The organism is Achromobacter sp. 01N37 (genome assembly GCF_056399725.1).
The window spans coordinates 14,545-30,297 of sequence record NZ_JBFTRX010000011.1; the positions used below are offsets into that span (position 1 = coordinate 14,545).

19 protein-coding genes are annotated in these 15,753 nt (G+C 64.7%); 7 read left to right on the forward strand and 12 right to left on the reverse strand.

All coding sequences use genetic code 11. The features are described 5' to 3' along the window. Positions 1 to 22: 22 nt before the first annotated feature. The 4 genes from AC1DSJ_RS21145 to AC1DSJ_RS21160 all read right to left on the reverse strand — a co-directional run bounded on the left by AC1DSJ_RS21145 (position 23) and on the right by AC1DSJ_RS21160 (position 4,894). A complete protein-coding gene (locus tag AC1DSJ_RS21145; protein ID WP_054422540.1) occupies positions 23 to 967 on the reverse strand; it encodes a phosphate acetyltransferase in 945 nt (314 codons plus the stop codon). After that, complete coding sequence (locus tag AC1DSJ_RS21150; RefSeq protein WP_441372089.1) at positions 964 to 3,576, reverse strand: DUF3141 domain-containing protein; 2,613 nt, start codon at positions 3,574 to 3,576, stop codon at positions 964 to 966. Before AC1DSJ_RS21150 ends, AC1DSJ_RS21145 begins: the two co-directional genes overlap by 4 nt. Before the next feature lie 236 nt (positions 3,577 to 3,812). Then, the gene (yfcF, locus tag AC1DSJ_RS21155; RefSeq protein WP_175171420.1) at positions 3,813 to 4,448 is read right to left on the reverse strand and encodes a glutathione transferase; all 636 of its coding nucleotides are present in this window, start codon (positions 4,446 to 4,448) and stop codon (positions 3,813 to 3,815) included. A 116-nt stretch (positions 4,449 to 4,564) separates the two neighbouring features. After that, a complete protein-coding gene (locus AC1DSJ_RS21160; RefSeq protein WP_054422537.1) occupies positions 4,565 to 4,894 on the reverse strand; it encodes a DHCW motif cupin fold protein in 330 nt (109 codons plus the stop codon). 240 nt (positions 4,895 to 5,134) lie between these two features. Here AC1DSJ_RS21160 and AC1DSJ_RS21165 point away from each other — a divergent pair, with 240 nt between their 5' ends. The 4 genes from AC1DSJ_RS21165 to AC1DSJ_RS21180 all read left to right on the forward strand — a co-directional run bounded on the left by AC1DSJ_RS21165 (position 5,135) and on the right by AC1DSJ_RS21180 (position 7,536). Then, positions 5,135 to 6,076, forward strand: coding sequence for a DnaJ C-terminal domain-containing protein (locus tag AC1DSJ_RS21165; protein ID WP_054422536.1), 942 nt, complete (start codon positions 5,135 to 5,137; stop codon positions 6,074 to 6,076). Between the two features lie 2 nt (positions 6,077 to 6,078). Next, positions 6,079 to 6,393 (forward strand): chaperone modulator CbpM, encoded by a 315-nt coding sequence (locus AC1DSJ_RS21170; protein ID WP_054422535.1) that lies wholly within the window; start codon positions 6,079 to 6,081, stop codon positions 6,391 to 6,393. 85 nt (positions 6,394 to 6,478) lie between these two features. Then, positions 6,479 to 7,192 (forward strand): AzlC family ABC transporter permease, encoded by a 714-nt coding sequence (locus tag AC1DSJ_RS21175; protein ID WP_441372090.1) that lies wholly within the window; start codon positions 6,479 to 6,481, stop codon positions 7,190 to 7,192. Beyond that, entirely contained in the window at positions 7,189 to 7,536 is a 348-nt protein-coding gene (locus tag AC1DSJ_RS21180) for an AzlD domain-containing protein (RefSeq protein ID WP_175171422.1), read from the forward strand. Before AC1DSJ_RS21175 ends, AC1DSJ_RS21180 begins: the two co-directional genes overlap by 4 nt. 141 nt (positions 7,537 to 7,677) lie before the next feature. On the opposite strand, the gene AC1DSJ_RS21185 is transcribed toward AC1DSJ_RS21180, so the two are convergent. From AC1DSJ_RS21185 to AC1DSJ_RS21200, 4 genes are all read right to left on the reverse strand, one after another. After that, on the reverse strand, positions 7,678 to 8,337 hold the full coding sequence (locus AC1DSJ_RS21185; RefSeq protein ID WP_441372091.1) for a DsbA family protein: 660 nt from the start codon (positions 8,335 to 8,337) through the stop codon (positions 7,678 to 7,680). A gap of 174 nt (positions 8,338 to 8,511) precedes the next feature. Then, the gene (locus tag AC1DSJ_RS21190; protein ID WP_342067040.1) at positions 8,512 to 9,987 is read right to left on the reverse strand and encodes an inorganic phosphate transporter; all 1,476 of its coding nucleotides are present in this window, start codon (positions 9,985 to 9,987) and stop codon (positions 8,512 to 8,514) included. A 107-nt stretch (positions 9,988 to 10,094) separates the two neighbouring features. Next, complete coding sequence (locus AC1DSJ_RS21195) at positions 10,095 to 10,220, reverse strand: hypothetical protein (protein ID WP_255696068.1); 126 nt, start codon at positions 10,218 to 10,220, stop codon at positions 10,095 to 10,097. A gap of 13 nt (positions 10,221 to 10,233) precedes the next feature. Then, positions 10,234 to 11,358: a D-alanyl-lipoteichoic acid biosynthesis protein DltD gene (locus AC1DSJ_RS21200; RefSeq protein WP_054422531.1), complete on the reverse strand. Its 1,125-nt coding sequence runs from the start codon at positions 11,356 to 11,358 to the stop codon at positions 10,234 to 10,236. A 262-nt stretch (positions 11,359 to 11,620) separates the two neighbouring features. Between AC1DSJ_RS21200 and mog the strand changes: the two genes are divergently transcribed. The 3 genes from mog to AC1DSJ_RS21215 all read left to right on the forward strand — a co-directional run bounded on the left by mog (position 11,621) and on the right by AC1DSJ_RS21215 (position 13,564). Beyond that, positions 11,621 to 12,253, forward strand: a complete 633-nt coding sequence (mog, locus tag AC1DSJ_RS21205) for a molybdopterin adenylyltransferase (protein ID WP_346551015.1) — start codon at positions 11,621 to 11,623, stop codon at positions 12,251 to 12,253. A 79-nt stretch (positions 12,254 to 12,332) separates the two neighbouring features. Beyond that, complete coding sequence (locus AC1DSJ_RS21210) at positions 12,333 to 12,671, forward strand: hypothetical protein (protein WP_054422529.1); 339 nt, start codon at positions 12,333 to 12,335, stop codon at positions 12,669 to 12,671. An 8-nt stretch (positions 12,672 to 12,679) separates the two neighbouring features. Further along, positions 12,680 to 13,564: a peptidoglycan DD-metalloendopeptidase family protein gene (locus AC1DSJ_RS21215; RefSeq protein ID WP_082387011.1), complete on the forward strand. Its 885-nt coding sequence runs from the start codon at positions 12,680 to 12,682 to the stop codon at positions 13,562 to 13,564. A 25-nt stretch (positions 13,565 to 13,589) separates the two neighbouring features. Here the strand turns inward: AC1DSJ_RS21215 and AC1DSJ_RS21220 are convergent, their stop codons facing one another. The 4 genes from AC1DSJ_RS21220 to AC1DSJ_RS21235 form a co-directional block, all read right to left on the reverse strand. Then, positions 13,590 to 13,877: a hypothetical protein gene (locus tag AC1DSJ_RS21220; RefSeq protein WP_054422528.1), complete on the reverse strand. Its 288-nt coding sequence runs from the start codon at positions 13,875 to 13,877 to the stop codon at positions 13,590 to 13,592. 175 nt (positions 13,878 to 14,052) lie between these two features. Continuing rightward, positions 14,053 to 14,316, reverse strand: a complete 264-nt coding sequence (infA, locus tag AC1DSJ_RS21225; protein ID WP_006221179.1) for a translation initiation factor IF-1 — start codon at positions 14,314 to 14,316, stop codon at positions 14,053 to 14,055. A gap of 522 nt (positions 14,317 to 14,838) precedes the next feature. After that, positions 14,839 to 15,378, reverse strand: a complete 540-nt coding sequence (locus AC1DSJ_RS21230; RefSeq protein ID WP_054422527.1) for an SRPBCC family protein — start codon at positions 15,376 to 15,378, stop codon at positions 14,839 to 14,841. Next, complete coding sequence (locus AC1DSJ_RS21235; protein ID WP_175171428.1) at positions 15,371 to 15,742, reverse strand: ArsR/SmtB family transcription factor; 372 nt, start codon at positions 15,740 to 15,742, stop codon at positions 15,371 to 15,373. Before AC1DSJ_RS21235 ends, AC1DSJ_RS21230 begins: the two co-directional genes overlap by 8 nt. Between the last annotated feature and the right edge of the window lie 11 nt (positions 15,743 to 15,753).

Consider the following 15,753-nt stretch of genomic DNA (forward strand, 5'->3'; position numbering starts at 1 on the left):
ACCAACGTGTCAGGCCAACGTGTCAGGCCAGCGGACGGGCTGCTTGCTGGCTCAGGTGGTGCGCGTAGATCGCCGCCACCGCGCACGAGGCCAGGCGCGAACGCGGGCTGTCGGCCCGGCTGGTCAGGATGATGGGCACGCGCGCGCCCAGCACAATGCCGGCGGCTTCGGCGTTAGCCAGGAACGTCAGGTTCTTGGCCAGCATGTTGCCGGCTTCCAGATCGGGCACGACCAGCACTTGCGCCACCCCCGCCACGGGCGAGCGGATGCCCTTGATGCGCGCGGCGTCCGGGCTGATCGCGTTGTCCAGCGCCAGCGGGCCGTCCAGCAAGCCGCCCGTGATCTGGCCACGGTCAGCCATCTTGCACAGCGCGGCGGCTTCGATGGTGCTGGGAATGTTGGGCGTGACTTGTTCCACCGCCGACAAAATCGCCACGCGCGGTTCGCCCAGCCCCAGGCCTTGGTGCAGGTCGATCACGTTGCGGATGATGTCGGCCTTGGTTTCCAGGTCGGGGAAGATGTTGATGGCGGCATCGGTGATGAAGAGCGGCTCGGCGTAGGTCGGCACTTCCATGATGAATGCATGGCTGATGCGGCGGCCGCTGCGCAAGCCCGTTGTGCGCGCCACCACTTCATGCATCAGCTCGTCGGTGTGCAGGCTGCCCTTCATCAGCAAGGTGGCCTCGCCATTGCGCACCAGCGCCACGGCCGTTTCGGCGGCCGCGTGGCTGTGCGGCACGTCAACGATGCGGGCGTCGCCCAAGTTCAGATTGAACTGGGCGGCCGTGTCGCGGATCTTCTTTTCCGGGCCCACCAGAATCGGGTGCAACAGGCCCAGGTCGCGCGCTTCCAGCGCTGCCGACAGCGACGGCTCGTCGCAGGGGTGGGCGATGGCGCAGAAGGCCGGTTCCAGCGTCTGCGCGCGCGCGATGAGCTTGTCGTAATGCGTCGAGGTGGGCAGCGTCATGCGGATTTCACCTTGGCGGGTTGACGGGCGGCGGGCTTGGCGGCGCGCTTGGCGGGCGCGGCCGTCTTGGTGGCCGACGACGTGGCCGACGACGTGGCCGCCTTCGTAGCTGCCTTGGTAGCCGCCGTCGTGGCCGGCTTGGCGGCGGTCTTGCCTGCTGCCTTGGTCGCCGTCCTTGTCGCCGTCTTAGCAGCCGTCTTAGGGGCCGTCTTAGTGTCTGTCTTAGTGTCCGTCTTAGCAGCCGTCTTGGTCGCTACCTTGGCTGCTCGCTTCGCCGGCGCTTTCGCCTCGAGTTCGGCCGCGGCGGATTTTGCCGCCTCGGGGTGCGGCACCGCCTTCTTGGCGGGCACGCTTGCCGCCGCTTCGACCAGCGTCATGATCGGGGCGGACGGCTCCGGCAGCTTGGTCACATTGCCCTGTTCGCGCTTGAGCGCACGGCGCTCGGCCGTTTCGAAGATGCGCTCCATTTCCGCCAGGCTTTCGCGTGCAGCGGGGCTCAGCGGTTCGGCGGCTTCCAGCACATGCTTCATGTTGCGCAGCGTGCCGCGGATGGCGGCAGCGGGCGAATTTTCAAGCAGTCGCGGCATGGCCTGGATGGCGGCATCCGAATCCAGCGTCAGGATCAAGGCCTGATCGCGCGTGACGTCCTTGAATTCCTGCAAGGTCATCGCGTTGTCGGATTCGGCGCGCATCTTGCGGATCAAGGCGAAACTGCGTTCGTCCAGGCCGCCTTCGGCGCCGGACACATACAAGAGCATGCGAATGGCTGCGACGCGCAAGCCGCCTTCCTGCACCAGCGAACGCAGCTCAGACGCGCGTTCTTCCATGAAGCGGCGATGTTCCGGCGACACGCCCGGGTGCTTGCGTGGCGGGCCAGACTTCGCGCCCAAGCCGGCCAGGTCCTGCACCAGCGGCGAACCATAGACGCTCATGAACGTGCGCTCATCAGCCGAGTCGCGCATTTCCTGCCAGATGTTCAGGCTGGTCTCGACCCAGTTTGAGAACATTTCCTGCGCCATCAGGAAGGGGTTGGCCGACGATACTTCCTGGCGATTTTCACGCACCTGCTCGGCCACCTTGGCAATGGGCGCAATCATCGGATTGCGGTCCGAGATCAGCTCGTAGGGCAGGCGCAGCGGATGCAGGCGTTGGCTCCATTCGGCCGATTGCGGCGTGACCATGGCGCGCAACCACGGCTGCATGAAGCTGCGGTACATGCCCAGGTTGATGTCCGAGATGCGGGCAACCGCAGCAAAGCGGCGGTCGTCTTCTTCCTTGCGGTCGACGATGGCGCGCACGTCGTCCAGCTTGCGCTGTTCGAACGACAGCACGTAGTTGCCGAACGCCAGGTCGGCGTTGGGCGTGTCGGGCGTTTTGTCGACGATCTCGGCTTCGTAGATGCCGGGCGGCAGCACGTCGATCATGTCGATGTTCGACGTGAATTCCTGGTGTTCCTTGCGGGCCACGCTGCCCGACACGAAGATGCCCAGGTGGCCGATGCTTTCATGCACGGCGTAGACGATGGTCTGGCCGTGCGCCAGCACTTCGGCTTCGTTCTGATAAAGGTCGGGAATCCAGCCCAGCGCTTGCGGCGGGGGCGTGATGTTGTCGCCCTTGGAGCAGAACACCACGATGGGCGATTGGATGTTGCGCAGGTCGATGCGGATGCCGTCAGACGTCACAAGACCTGCGGTGGACAGGCGGTTGCCGACGAACAGGTTGTCGACGATGTACTGAATTTCGGGGCCGTTCAAAAATACGTGGCCGCCCCACCATTTTTCAAAGCTCAGGTAGCGGTCGGCCTCGGTGTCCACCTTGGAGTACAGGTTGTACTGCTTGGACCACAGCGTGTTGGCCGGATTCAGGTTTTCGAAGTTCTGCACCAGCCAGGCGCCGTCGAACTTGCCATTGCCCAGATCGCTTGTCATCGCCGTCAGCCAGCTGCCACCGAGCAAACCGCCGGAATAGCGCATGGGGTTCATGCCGCGCCAGCCTGCCCAATAAGACAGCGGAGCGCCGGCCACGATGATGGGGCCGAACAGTTCCGGGCGAATCGCCGCCGTCATCATGATCTGCCAGCCGGCCTGGCAGTTGGCGACCACAACAGGCTTGCCTTCCGCGTCCGGGTGCAGCGCGATGATCTTTTCCAGGAAGTGCGCTTCCGCCATCATCACGTCTTCGACGGTCTGCTCTGGCATGGGCTGGGGCAGAAAGGTCGCGAAGTAGCAGGGGTGGCCGGCACGCACGGCCACGCCGATTTCGCTTTCAGGCTTGAAGCCGCCAATGCCGGGGCCATGTCCGGCGCGGGGGTCAACGACCAGGAAGGGGCGTTTGATCGGGTCCGTTTCCACGTCGGCGGGCGGCTTGATGCGCAACAGCCCGTAGTTAACGGGGCGCGGCAATTCGCGGCCATCCAGCACCAGCTCAAACTCCATGCTCAGCACGTTGGGCGCGCGCTTGGCCATGTGTTCGTGGTACTGGTTGCCGCGCTGGCGCAGCACATCGGCGTAGAGCACGCCACGCTGCCAGGCATCCACGGCGTATTCGTAGGCGGCCGTCCAGGGGTTGAAGGACGGGGTGGGGACGCGATCGTTGCCGGAACCGGCCATGGCGATCTCCTGTAAGTTGCTCCCGGCGGCGAAAGGCCGCCGGGCCGATTCCCGAGTGGAACCGGCCGAGTTGACCTCCCCATTACACCGCAACAGATGCTGCGCTGCAACATAAGATGGGTTGATCCCGGTCAAAAAAAGCGTGCTATCTGTCCCTGCTTAACAGGGCGTGACGCACGGCTTCGGAGAGGGCTTCAGCTGTTTGGGGCCATGGTATCGCGGCGCCTGCGGGGGAGTCAGTCCCGCGCGGCGGCGTTGTGCTCCAGCCATTTCTGGACGGAGGGCCGTTGCCATTGGGCATCGGCGTAGGCGCGCAAGGGGTCGGGCAGATCATCCAGCGCCAGGCGCTTGAGCGTCACCGCCAAGTCCAGGTCGGCAATACACCAGTCGTCGAACAGCGTCGTCTGGCCCACGCCAACCAGGTAGCTGGCCACCTGGATCAGCTTGGCCGACGCGGCGTGCGCGGCGTCGGACAGGGGCTGGCCGGCTTGGCCGTAGAACACGGTTTCAGTGGGGCGTTCCTGGCGCAGCGCGCCCAGGTCGCTGCGCAGCCACGCTTGCAACTGGCGGGCGCGGGCGCGTTCTCGGATGCCTTGGGGATACAGCGCCGCGTGCTTGGGCGCGGGGAAGACTTCTTCCAGGTATTCCTCGATGACGCTCGACTCGGTCAGGTTGAAGTCGTCATGCGTCAGCGCCGGCACGCGGGCCGTCAGCGCGCGGCATTGATAGGGCTGCATGCGTTGCTCGCCCGCACTCAGGTCAATGGGGCGCACTTCGAAAGGCAACTGCTTTTCGGTCAGCGCCACATACACCGACATGGCGTAGGGGCTAAGGAACTGGGAATCGACGTATAGCGTAATCGGGGCGCCCAAATCATGTCTCCGGTCAGGCGGGGGTTGCGATGGCGGTACGGAATCGACACGTGGCGGGAGGCCATGCGAATTGCAAAGCGTAACGCAATTGCAATTTGCCGTGTCGCGCCGGCGCGTCAGTCAACGATGAAGAGCTTGGCGCCCGTGGCGGTAGACGAGCGATGCGGTTCGGCCTGATCGGCCACCTGGTAGCTCATGCCCGGGGTCAGCAGGAATTGGCGGCCGTCTTCCAGTTCGGTGTGCAGCTCGCCTTCCAGACAGAACAGGATGTGGCCTTTGCTGCACCAGTGGTCGGCCAGGTAACCGGCCGTGTATTCGACCATGCGCACGCGCAGGTCGCCAAACTGGCGGGTGCGCCAGTACGCCATACCGGTGTCGCCAGCGTGTTCGGTGCGTTCGACTTCGGACCAATCAGTGGTGCCGAAGGGGATGTTGCTCATCTTCATCGTGAATCCTGCGGGGTGATCCGGGCGGACGGTCAAAGGGTGGAGCCGACCGGTAAAAATCAGATACTACGCCACTGATGCGACAAGTCACTGACGCTTACGGCCCAAATGCTTCCAAACGCGGCCAGCCGCCCTGGCGAATGACATTGAAAAATCGGTTCGCAACCCCTATCTTCTTGATATTCAAGGCCGGATGCGGCGCCGCCGCGCGCGGCCGAAACCGTTAAGGTGGGCTGGAAAATGGAGTTCAAGGACTACTACAGCATTCTTGGGGTGGAGCGCGGCGCGTCGGAAGACGAAATCCGGCGCGCATACCGCAAACTCGCCCGCAAATACCATCCGGACGTCAGCAAGGAAAGCGACGCCGAGGTCCGCATGCGCGACGTCAACGAGGCCTATGACGTCTTGCGCGACAAAGAAAAGCGCCTGGCCTATGACAATCTTGCGGCTGGCGTGTCGCCTGATGGCGGCTTCCAACCGCCACCGGGCTGGGACGAAGGCTTCGAATTCCACCGCGGCGCAGCGCCCGGCGACGAAGCGCAATTCAGCGAGTTCTTTTCGTCACTGTTTGGCGGACGCGGCCAGCGCGGCGGCGCGCGCCAGCAGGATTTCCGCGCACGCGGAGACGACCATCACGCCGCTATCGAAGTCGACCTGGAAGACGCGCTCAAGGGCGCGACGCGCGACATCAGCCTACGGGCAATGGAAATGGACGACCAGGGCCGCCCCCACATGAAGACGCGCACGCTCAGCGTGCGCATTCCGGCGGGCGTGCGTGAAGGCCAGTACATCCGGCTGTCGGGGCAGGGCATGCCCGGTTACGGCGGCGGAGAAAATGGCGATCTTTACCTGGAAGTGCGCTTCAAGCCGCATCCGCAATATCGGGCGGAAGGGCGTGACCTTTACATGACGCTGCCGGTGGCGCCCTGGGAAGCCGCGCTGGGCGCGAAGGTGAACACGCCCACGCCGGGCGGCACCGTTGAAGTGTCGATTCCGGCTGGCTCGGGCAATGGGCGCAAGCTGCGTCTGCGCGGGCGCGGCATACCGGGTGATCCGCCGGGCGATTTGTACCTGGTGCTGGACCTGGTGTTGCCGCCTGCCGATAGCGAGGCGGCCAAGGCGGCCTACCGCAAGCTCCAGCAAGACGTGCCCTTCAACCCACGGCGCCACATGGGGGTTTGATCATGAAGAAAGTTGTCATCACCAGCGCCACCGTCGTGGGCAAATCACAGCCGCTCAGCGCGGACGACCTGGCGCGCGCATGCGGCGCGGAAGTGGAATGGGTCGCTCAGTTGGTAGAGGTCGGCATCGTCAACGCCAGCGGCCAGCAGGCGGAATGGTGCTTCTATAGCGTCGACTTGCAGCGCGCGCTGCATGCCCGCCGCCTTGAGCATGATTTCGGCGCCAGCCTGGACGCCGTGGCGCTGATCCTGGACCTGAGCCAGGAAGTGCGCCGCCTGAAGGCGCACCTGCGTGCGCTGGAGGGAACGGACCGCTGATTACGGCCGGGGCAGAGGGGCAGAGGGGATAAGGGGCCAGTAAACTACGCGCTTGCTTTGCCACAACAAACAAGCGAAACGCATCTTGGAGACGTCTTCCCCTTCCGCGCAGGCCCCCGCGGCCAGCGCGCGCCTGGATGGCCTGAAATCCTGCCTGCCCGTCATGATCGGCTACTTCCCGGTGGCCGTGACGTTCGGCATTGCGGGCATGGCGGCGGGGCTGACCCCGCTGCAAGTCATCCTGATTTCCGTATTTGTCTACGCCGGAGCCAGCCAATTCCTGCTGCTGGCCTCGATCAAGGCCGGCACGCCCTGGTTATGGGTGGTGGCGCTGTGTTCGCTGTTGAATGCGCGCCATCTGCTGTATGGCCCGCTGCTGTCGCGCTTTCTGCCGGCGGCGCTGCGCGACCGGTTGAAGGTCGCGTTTCTGCTGACTGATGAGGTCTTCGCCACGGCCTTCAATCGCCTGCAAACCGTGCCGCCCGCACGGCGCCAGGGCTGGATGATTGCGCTGGGGCTGGGCGCCTGGCTGACGTGGATTGCGGGCACGGCGGTGGGCGTCTACGCGGGCGACGGGCTGGAACGCCATTACCCGATGCTGTCGCAAGTGATGCGTTTCGCCTTGCCCGCGCTGTTCATGGCGCTGGTGTGCCAGAGCGCCAAGCGCGGCATGGGCTTGCCCGTCATCGCCGCGGTGGCGGGCGCGGCCGCCGCGGCCGCCATGGGCCATACGACGCTGGCGATTCTGGTCGGCGCCATCGTCGGCTGCGTGGCCTACCGTTTGAAGAGGGCACCATGAACGCCGAAGGCTTGGGTTTTTGGGGCGCGGTGATTGCGATGGCCGTCATTACGTATCTGACGCGCGCGCTGCCTTTCATGTTGTCCGAACGCAGCCGCCTGTTGCGCCATTTGTCGCGCGAAGGCTCGGCGCTGGCCGCGCTGGGGCCCAGCCTGCTGGCGGGCATCGCGGCGGCGGTGATCGTGCCTGACTTGATGGATGCGGGGGCGGACGCCGCCCGCATCGCGCCTTATGTGGGCGGCTTGGTCGTCACGGGCGTGGCTGCGCGCCTTGTCGCCAACACTGGCGTCGCTGTGTTGTTGGGAATGGCGGGGTATGGCGTGTTGCTGGCGCTGGCTGGGTGAACGCGGCGGGGTGAACGCGGTGGGGTGAATGCAGCGGGGGTGAATGCAGCGGGGTGAATGCGGCGGGGCGAATGCAGCGGGGTGAATGCGGCGTACTGAACCCAGCGGGCTTAACCCAGCGGGCTGAACGCCGCCCCTTTTTTACGCCTTCTTGCCTTGCACGCGCGCCTGCAAATCCGCTTGCCACAGTTCCGGACGGCCCAGATACTTGGCCGGTTCCAGCAGCGTGTACACGCCGTCCTGCTCTAGCGCCATGGTGGGAAAGCCCGTGCCGCCCACCTCTGCCAGCAGCTTCCGGCTGGCCGCGATGTGGGCGGCGGTATCCGCGCCTTCGGCCGTTGCGTAGGCGGCATCGAACGCATCGCCGTCCAGGCCAATTTCGCGAGCCAGCAACTTCAGAATCGCCGGGTCGGCGATGCGTTTGCCTTCCACGTAGTGCGCCACTTGCAAGCGCTTGAGCAAGTCCAGCCCGCGGCCCGCCAGCGTTTGCGCAGCCAGGATGGCGGTGGTGGGCGGTTCGGAGTCGAACACGGCGCCCGTGTCGCGCAGTAAACCGTCGAAGTAGTCCTTGCCGAAAGTCTGGCCCGTCAGGCCCGCGATGCGTTCATCGTGCGGCATGACGTAGCGTCGCAAGGCGTCAGAGACGGGTTGGCGGTTGCCGCCGGTCATCATGCCGCCGCCATGGGGCGTGACTTGCAGGCCGGCGACGCGGCGGGCGGCGTCCACGAGCGGCGCGGCGCCATAGCACCAGCCGCAAAGCGGATCAAAAATGTAATGCAGGGTGGGGGTCGAGGTAGCCATGGCGCCATGGTAGACGCGGGCCTTGCTGAAAAACAGCCCTGGCGCGGTTGCCAGAGTGTTGCATCGGCCGTGCGGATTGCCCGCACGGCCGTTTTGTCATTAACCGGCCGTTAGCCAGCAATCAGCCAGTCATTAGCCAACCACAGCCAGCCATAACCAGCCATTAACCAGCTATTACCCCGCGATCTGCACGCCGATCCAGAACAGGCCGGCCGCCAGCGCCATCGACGCGGGCAGGGTCAGCACCCAGGCCAGCAGGATGTTGCGCACGGTGTTGCCTTGCAGGCCGGTCTTGTTGGCGATCATCGTGCCTGCCACGCCTGAGGACAGCACGTGGGTGGTGGACACGGGCAGGCTGAACACGTTGGCCAGACCGATGGCGGCCACCGCCGTCACCTGCGCCGACATGCCTTGCGCATACGTCATGCCTTGCTTGCCGATCTTCTCGCCCACGGTCAGCACCACGCGGCGCCAGCCCACCATGGTGCCCGCGCCCAGCGCCAGGGCCACCGCCACGATCACCCAGAAGGGCGCGTATTCGGTGGTGGCGGTCAGGTCGGCGCGCAGGCGTTGCAAGTCGGCGCGTTCACGGGCGGGCAGCCCTTCAATGCGCGACACCTTCTTGGCGGTATCGTCCAGGCACAGGAGATAGCGGCGGACGTCGATGCGCTTTTCTGCCGACAGGTCGGCGTAGTTGCTGACGCCCGCCAGGTCGGTTTGCAGGGCGGCAATCGTCGGCACGGTCAGTTCGGGGTCGCAGCGGAAATTGCGCGGCAGTTCGGTGGTGGAATCCGAACGCTTGAGCGCCAGGAAGTCGCCCAGCATCGCTTCGTTGCGCTGGTAGAACACGTTCAGATGGTTCGCCGCGTCGCGGGTGCGTTCGATCTGGTAGGTGGTGCTGGTCGTATCCAGCACGAAGTTGGCCGGCACGATGCCGATCAGCACCAGCATGATCAGGCCAATACCCTTTTGCCCGTCATTGGAGCCGTGCACAAAGCTCACGCCCATGGCGGACAGCACCAGCACCAGGCGGTTCCAGAAGGGCGGGTGCTTCTTGTTGTCGATGGCGCGGCGCTGGTCAGGCGTCTTGTGCATCTTCGAGACCGGCAGCCACCGCTTGAGCAGCAGCAACAACCCGCCCGCCACCACAAAGCCGGCGATGGGCGAGGCTACCAGCGACAGGCCGATATCGACCGCCTTGCCCCAGTTGACGCCATCGGCCAGCGGCAGGTCGGTGATCAAGGCGTTGGCCAGACCCACGCCCAGGATCGAACCGATCAGCGTGTGCGAACTTGAAGCCGGGATGCCGAAGTACCAGGTGCCCAGGTTCCAGGCGATGGCCGCGGCCAGCATGGCGAACACCATGGCCAGCCCGCGTCCCGTATCCACATTGATCAGCAGCTCCACCGGCAGCAGGTGCACGATGGCGTATGCCACCCCCACGCCGCCCAGCAGCACGCCCAGGAAGTTGAAAATGCCGGACAGCACTACCGCCAGATGCGGCGGCATGGCCTTGGTGTAAATGACCGTGGCCACGGCGTTCGCCGTGTCGTGAAAGCCATTGATGAATTCAAAGGCCAGGACGAATGTCAGGGCCAGCACAAGACTGAGGCCGACCCAGAGATCTAGGCCGTGGAAGAGGTCGAACATGGAGGCGGGGGGCGAGGTTCCGGCGAGAGGAGCCGATTATTGCAGATTTGTGACCTGACCCTGGTTGCGTTGGAAAACCAAAGCCTGGTCCGTCCCCGTCAGCCGCTTCAGAACTTGGAGTACTGGAACTCGATTTCCATCGGTTTGCCCAGGTTGGCGGCCGTGTCGGCTTGAATCAGCAGCACGGCCAGCACGCCCAGATACAACAGGCACAGCCAAAGGGTTCTTTTCATATCTGGGCGCCTGTCATGGCCGGAAGGTCTCGGCGATTTTCTGATTCACGCGCAGCCAGCCCAGTTCGCCCAGGTGCTGCACGTCGCGCAGCATCCCGACTTCGAACGGCGCGCTGTACATGTCCATGCAGGTCATGGCGTAGCGCTGGCACAACGAGGCCACTTCGCGTTGCACGGGTTCAAAGCGATTCAGATCCTTGAACACCATCGGGTGCAGCGGCTGCATCACAAACAGCGCGTTCACGTTGTGCTGGCGCAGCAGCGCCATCAGCGCGGTCAATTCGCGCAGCTCGTCGCGCCCGGTCAGGGGCTGCGGCTGGTAGGCGGTCTTGCCGCCTTCGGGGATCGTGCGCAGGTACTTGTTGAAGAAATCATCGCGAACGGCATAGCGGTTGCCGGCCATCAGGCTCTGTTCCGCGCTTTGGGCCTCTTGGGCCAGCGCGTCCCAGTCGACGACGCGCGCGGCGGCGGCCGGGCCTTCCGGTTCCTGCACGGGGGCGGATGCGGCGTACGCGGGCGCCCATAGATCCACCAGGCGCTGGCGCAACACGTAGGCCTGTTCGGCCATCATCGACCAGGCCACGCGGGCGTCGCCCTTGTCTTGCAGCCAGCGGGCGAGTTCCGCCCGGCCCTCGGGCTGCTTGAGCAGGCGCGGCAAGAGCGGGTTGGCGTGTTCGTTGAATTCGTCTGCGCTCAGTCCGCCGTCGCCATCGAACCAGCCGGGCGACAGCATGATCACCACCCGGGACGCGGGCGACAGGTCATTGGCCAGCGCGGCCAGCACAAACTGCATGCCCAGAGACTGGAAGCCCGAATGGCCATACGCCAGCACGGGCATCTGCAATTCGTCGGCCAGATAGCGATACGGCACGAAGCGCAGGTCGTTGCTGGTCAGCTCGGACGACCCCAGGATCACCAGCCGGTCGCCCGTGCGCAGCGCCTGGCTCAGCCGCGACAGGTTGCGCGTCTGCTCATTCAGGGTGTTGCCCAGGTTGGGGATGTAGATTCCGGGTGCGGCGGCGGGGACTGGCTCGGTCTTCAAGGCCAGCGGGTGCCAGGCGACCCAGCCGGCAACGACGGCGGCGGACAGGGCCAGCGCCGCGGCCAGCGCGTGCTGCCGAAGAGTGCGTTTGAACATGGGATGAGGCGGGCGCGCTGGAAACTCGAATTAGATTGTTAGCGGATGTTATCCAGTGCGTATGACCGGAACAAGCGCGGCAAACCCCAAGCGGCGGCGATTCGCATTTTTGCCACAAGGCGAGGGCGCTTGAGCCGGCTGGGGCAGCGCTTCCTCCTGGGAAAGAATGCGATAGCATCGACATCGCGGCGCGCTTTAAGGATTTCCAGGATTGACCGCGCCGCGCTGTCTTCCCAAATCTCCTTACCGATATCAGCCGCCCATGACCGCCATCCCCCGTATCGCCCGCCGCCATCCCGACGACCTGATCATCGGCTTGGTGTCCGTCTCTGACCGCGCCTCGTCTGGCACCTACCAGGATCAGGGGCTGCCCGCGCTGCGCGAATGGCTGGGCTCGGCGCTCGCGTCGCCATGGCAGGCGGTGGACCGGCTGATTCCCGATGAACCGGCCCGCATTTCCGAAACGCTGATTGAACTGGTCGACATCTGCGGGTGCGACCTGGTGCTGACCACAGGCGGCACCGGGCCGGCTCGCCGTGACGTCACACCCGAGGCCACGCTGGCGGTCGGCACCAAGGAAATGCCGGGCTTTGGCGAACAGATGCGCCAGATCAGCCTGCGTTTTGTGCCCACGGCGATCTTGTCGCGCCAGGTCGCCGTCATCCGCGAAACGCCGTCGCATGCCGCGCTGATCGTGAACCTTCCTGGCCAGCCGAAGTCCATACGCGAGACCTTGGAAGGGCTGAAGGGCGACGATGGCGCCGTGCTCGTGCCTGGCATCTTCGCCGCCATTCCCTATTGCATCGACCTGATCGGCGGCCCCTACGCGGAAACGCATGCCCAGGTCATCGACGCCTTCCGCCCCAAATCGGCCCGCCGCGCGCCCAAGGCCTGATTGACCGCTGCGTTATAGTTTTGGCCGCTTTTGTCCACCCCGCTTCCGTCCACCATTTTCTGCTTGAGAGTCTGACCGTATGAAGGTTCGCATCGCCCTGTCCCTTACCGTCCTGGCTGCCTTGTCGGCCTGCGCCAATGTCAAAGACGTGCGCCAGCGCGACCCGGTCTTCTATGGCGCCACCCAGCGCACGGCCGAGGACTACACGACCTGCGTGGCCTCCGCCTGGAAAAATATGGGCGTCAATTTCAAGCAGAACGCCGTGCGCAACGGCTTTGAACTGGTCCAGGAAGACAGCCTGGGCGTCGAAGCCGTGCTGACGACGACCACCTGGAAGGGCAAGACCGAAACGCGCCTGTCGACCCGCATCGCGCGCCGCGATCAAAGCATCATCGAACCGGCGAACCTGTGCCTGTAAGCGCCCCGATGCCCGTAACCGTTGCATTCCAGCGCCGCGACATCCTGCGCTTGGGTCTTGCCGCCGCCGCCCTCAGCCTGAGCTTGCCGGCTCGCGCTCAGGCGCAGCAGGGCTTCATCACCCGCAAACTCAATGCGCCCGTGCCGGGCGGCGTTGCCGTGTTGCCGCTGGGTGACGCCGAGCGCGCGCCCGAAGTCACGTTCCTGGACCGCCGCGTGCTGGTCGTGCGCGAAGAGGGCAAGCAGTGGATCGCCATCATCGGCATTCCGCTCAGCGTGAAGCCTGGCGAACAGCAGGCGGTGGTGACGGATGCGCGCGGCCCGCGCAAGCTGCCGTTCAAGGTGGGCGCCAAGGAATACGTGGCGCAGCACATCACGCTGAAGAATCCGCGTCAGGTGGACCCCAATCCCGACGACATGAAGCGCATCGAACGCGAAATGGCCGAGCAAAGCGCGGCCAATCGGACGTATCGCGCGGGCGTTACGCCCAGCAACCTGTTGCTGGACCGCCCGGTGAACGGCGGGCGCCTGTCCAGCCCCTTCGGCTTGCGGCGCTTTTTCAACGGCCAGGAACGCAACCCGCATTCCGGGCTGGACTTCGCCGTGCCGGCGGGTACGCCGATCAAGGCGCCTGCAGCGGGCATCGTGGTGCTGGTGGGGGATTATTTCTTCAACGGCAAGACGGTGTTCCTGGACCATGGCCAGGGCTTCGTCAGCATGTTCTGCCACATGTCGGCCATCGATGTGAAGGTGGGCGACGAGGTGCCGCGTGGCGGCGTGGTGGGCAAGGTGGGGGCGACGGGCCGGGCGACCGGGCCGCATCTGCACTGGAATGTCAGCCTGAACGATGCGCGGGTGGACCCCGCCATTTTCATCGGGGCGTTCAAGCCCTAGGCAATCCCAGGCATCAAGGCCCGCGTCAGGCCGTGGCGGTCTGTTGCGCGATCTTGTTCAGCACGAACTGGTGCATGCGCTCGGCATACTCCATCTGCTGGCGCACGTGGAGCTGCTCGGCTTCCTGGTCATCCAGGCAGTTGTCGTACTTGATCTTGGCTTCGGCGTAGGTCAGGCCGGTATTGCGCAGGCTGTTGATGAACGCCTCGCGCGACTGATTGAGCAGGCGCAGGCCTTCTTCCCCCTTCACGAACCTTCGTCGTGCCAGGGAAAGCTGGTCAGCAGCGGCTTGCAATTCTTGTTTGAGATCCATCTTGCTTCATGCGTATCCCGTCAGACATTGCGCCTGACTTGGGGGCCATTCTTTCACGAATGGACGTCCCACGCATTACGGCATGTCGCGGCTTGGGCTTAAGGCCAGTCTTGGCCCGAGGCCCGCGCGCAGCAGGGTCAGGGAGCCGGCCCAGGGCCGGCCCTGAGGCCCTGGCTTAACGGCGGTATTGCTGGGGACGATGCGGCGCGGGAGCGCGTTCGTCTTTGTGGCGGAAGTTGATGCGGCCCTTGGTCAGGTCATAAGGCGACATTTCCAGGGTGACGCGGTCGCCCGCCAAGATGCGGATGCGGTGCTTGCGGATACGGCCGGAGGCGTAGGCGCCGACTTCGATGCCGTTGTCCAGTTTGACGCGGTAGCGGCTATCGGGCAGCACTTCGTCAACAATGCCATCCAATTCGATGAGTTCTTCTTTAGCCATTCTCTACTCCTTGATCAATACGCGCAGCCAGGCCGGCGGCATGACGCGCCGCATGTAGCGGCAAGCGCGTTGGACACAGATAACCAGGTCCAGCGGTTTGAACGTAAAACGTTCGGGCAAGCGCGGGTAAGGGCCACGGCATCACAAGGGGATGTCTGATATGACGGATACTCGCGCAGCGTGGGCAATGTGCGCGCGGTGCGCGGCTTGGTCGCGGCACCGTGCAAGCGCACAGCGCCGGAAGAAGCGGGTTGGATCGTTTGCTGCAATGCCGGGCGGCGCGGGGGTCGTGCTGGGGTAACGCGGCGCAATTGGCAGAGGTGCGATTTGTTCCCAAATCCATTCCCAAACCGGGAACTGCCTGGGTATCTAGGGGATTGACCCGAAGGAGTACAGGTTGGGTACGCAGAGTGACCGGAGCCCGGTTTTTGCGGAAAAATCACGGACTGATGTTACAGCAAAGCGCAACGATTAGCCAGTTTTTATCTGTCGTTGCGCCGTGATAGTTGTTGCTGAACGACTCTATGCGCCCGGGATGCGCGCCTGGTAGTCGGCTTCCCAGCCGCGATGCGCCGACCAGAAGGGGCCAGGATCGCGCCCTGCCAAGCGGGCCGACAACACGCCCAGATGCGTGTGCCATCCGCCCGCCACGTCCACCATGTCGTTGCGCGAGTTCAGTTTGCGGTGCGTCAGCACCAGCAGCGTGCCTTCGCCTTGCGGCGTCAATTCAAACGTGACCTCGGACGGCACGCCCTGCGATCCGCCCCATGTGAAGGCCAGCAGCCGGGGCGGCTCGCACCGGGTGATCACGCCATGGGTTGTGACGCCGTTCTCATAAGGCTTGTAGGGCTCGGGCGTGGGTTCCTTTACCGATGACAGGTCCGCGTGCACGAAGCGCAAGGTCACGCCGCCGCCCTCGCGCAGCTCCATGTCGCCAGTGGCCAGCCAGCGGCCCCGCTTGTCGGATTCGGTCAGAAATGCCCAGACGGTTTCCACGCTGGCGGGAAGCGTGCGGGTAAAGCGCAGGGACGTGGGGTCCAGGACGACGCCGTGTTCACTCATGTTGCTCTCCATGGGAAGTGGACGGGGCCACGCCGGCGCTGGCGGCAATCGCCGATTCCAGCGCATCCAGCTTGCCCGCCCAGAACTGTTCATAGAAGCGCAGCCACTGCATGGCCTCGGCCATGGGTTCGGGATTCAGGCTGCACACGTGCGTGCGGCCATGGATGGTGCGCCGGATGAGACCGGCGCGTTCCAGGGCCTGCACATGTTTGGAGGCGCCAGCAAAACTCATGCGCAAGGGCGCGGCCAGCTCTCCGATGGTGTGATCCCCTTGCGCCAGGGTGCGCAGCATGTCGCGGCGCGTGGGGTCGGCCAGCGCGCGAAAGACGGCATCCAGAGCGGGGGAGGGAATAAGTTCAACCATGCGGTTGAATA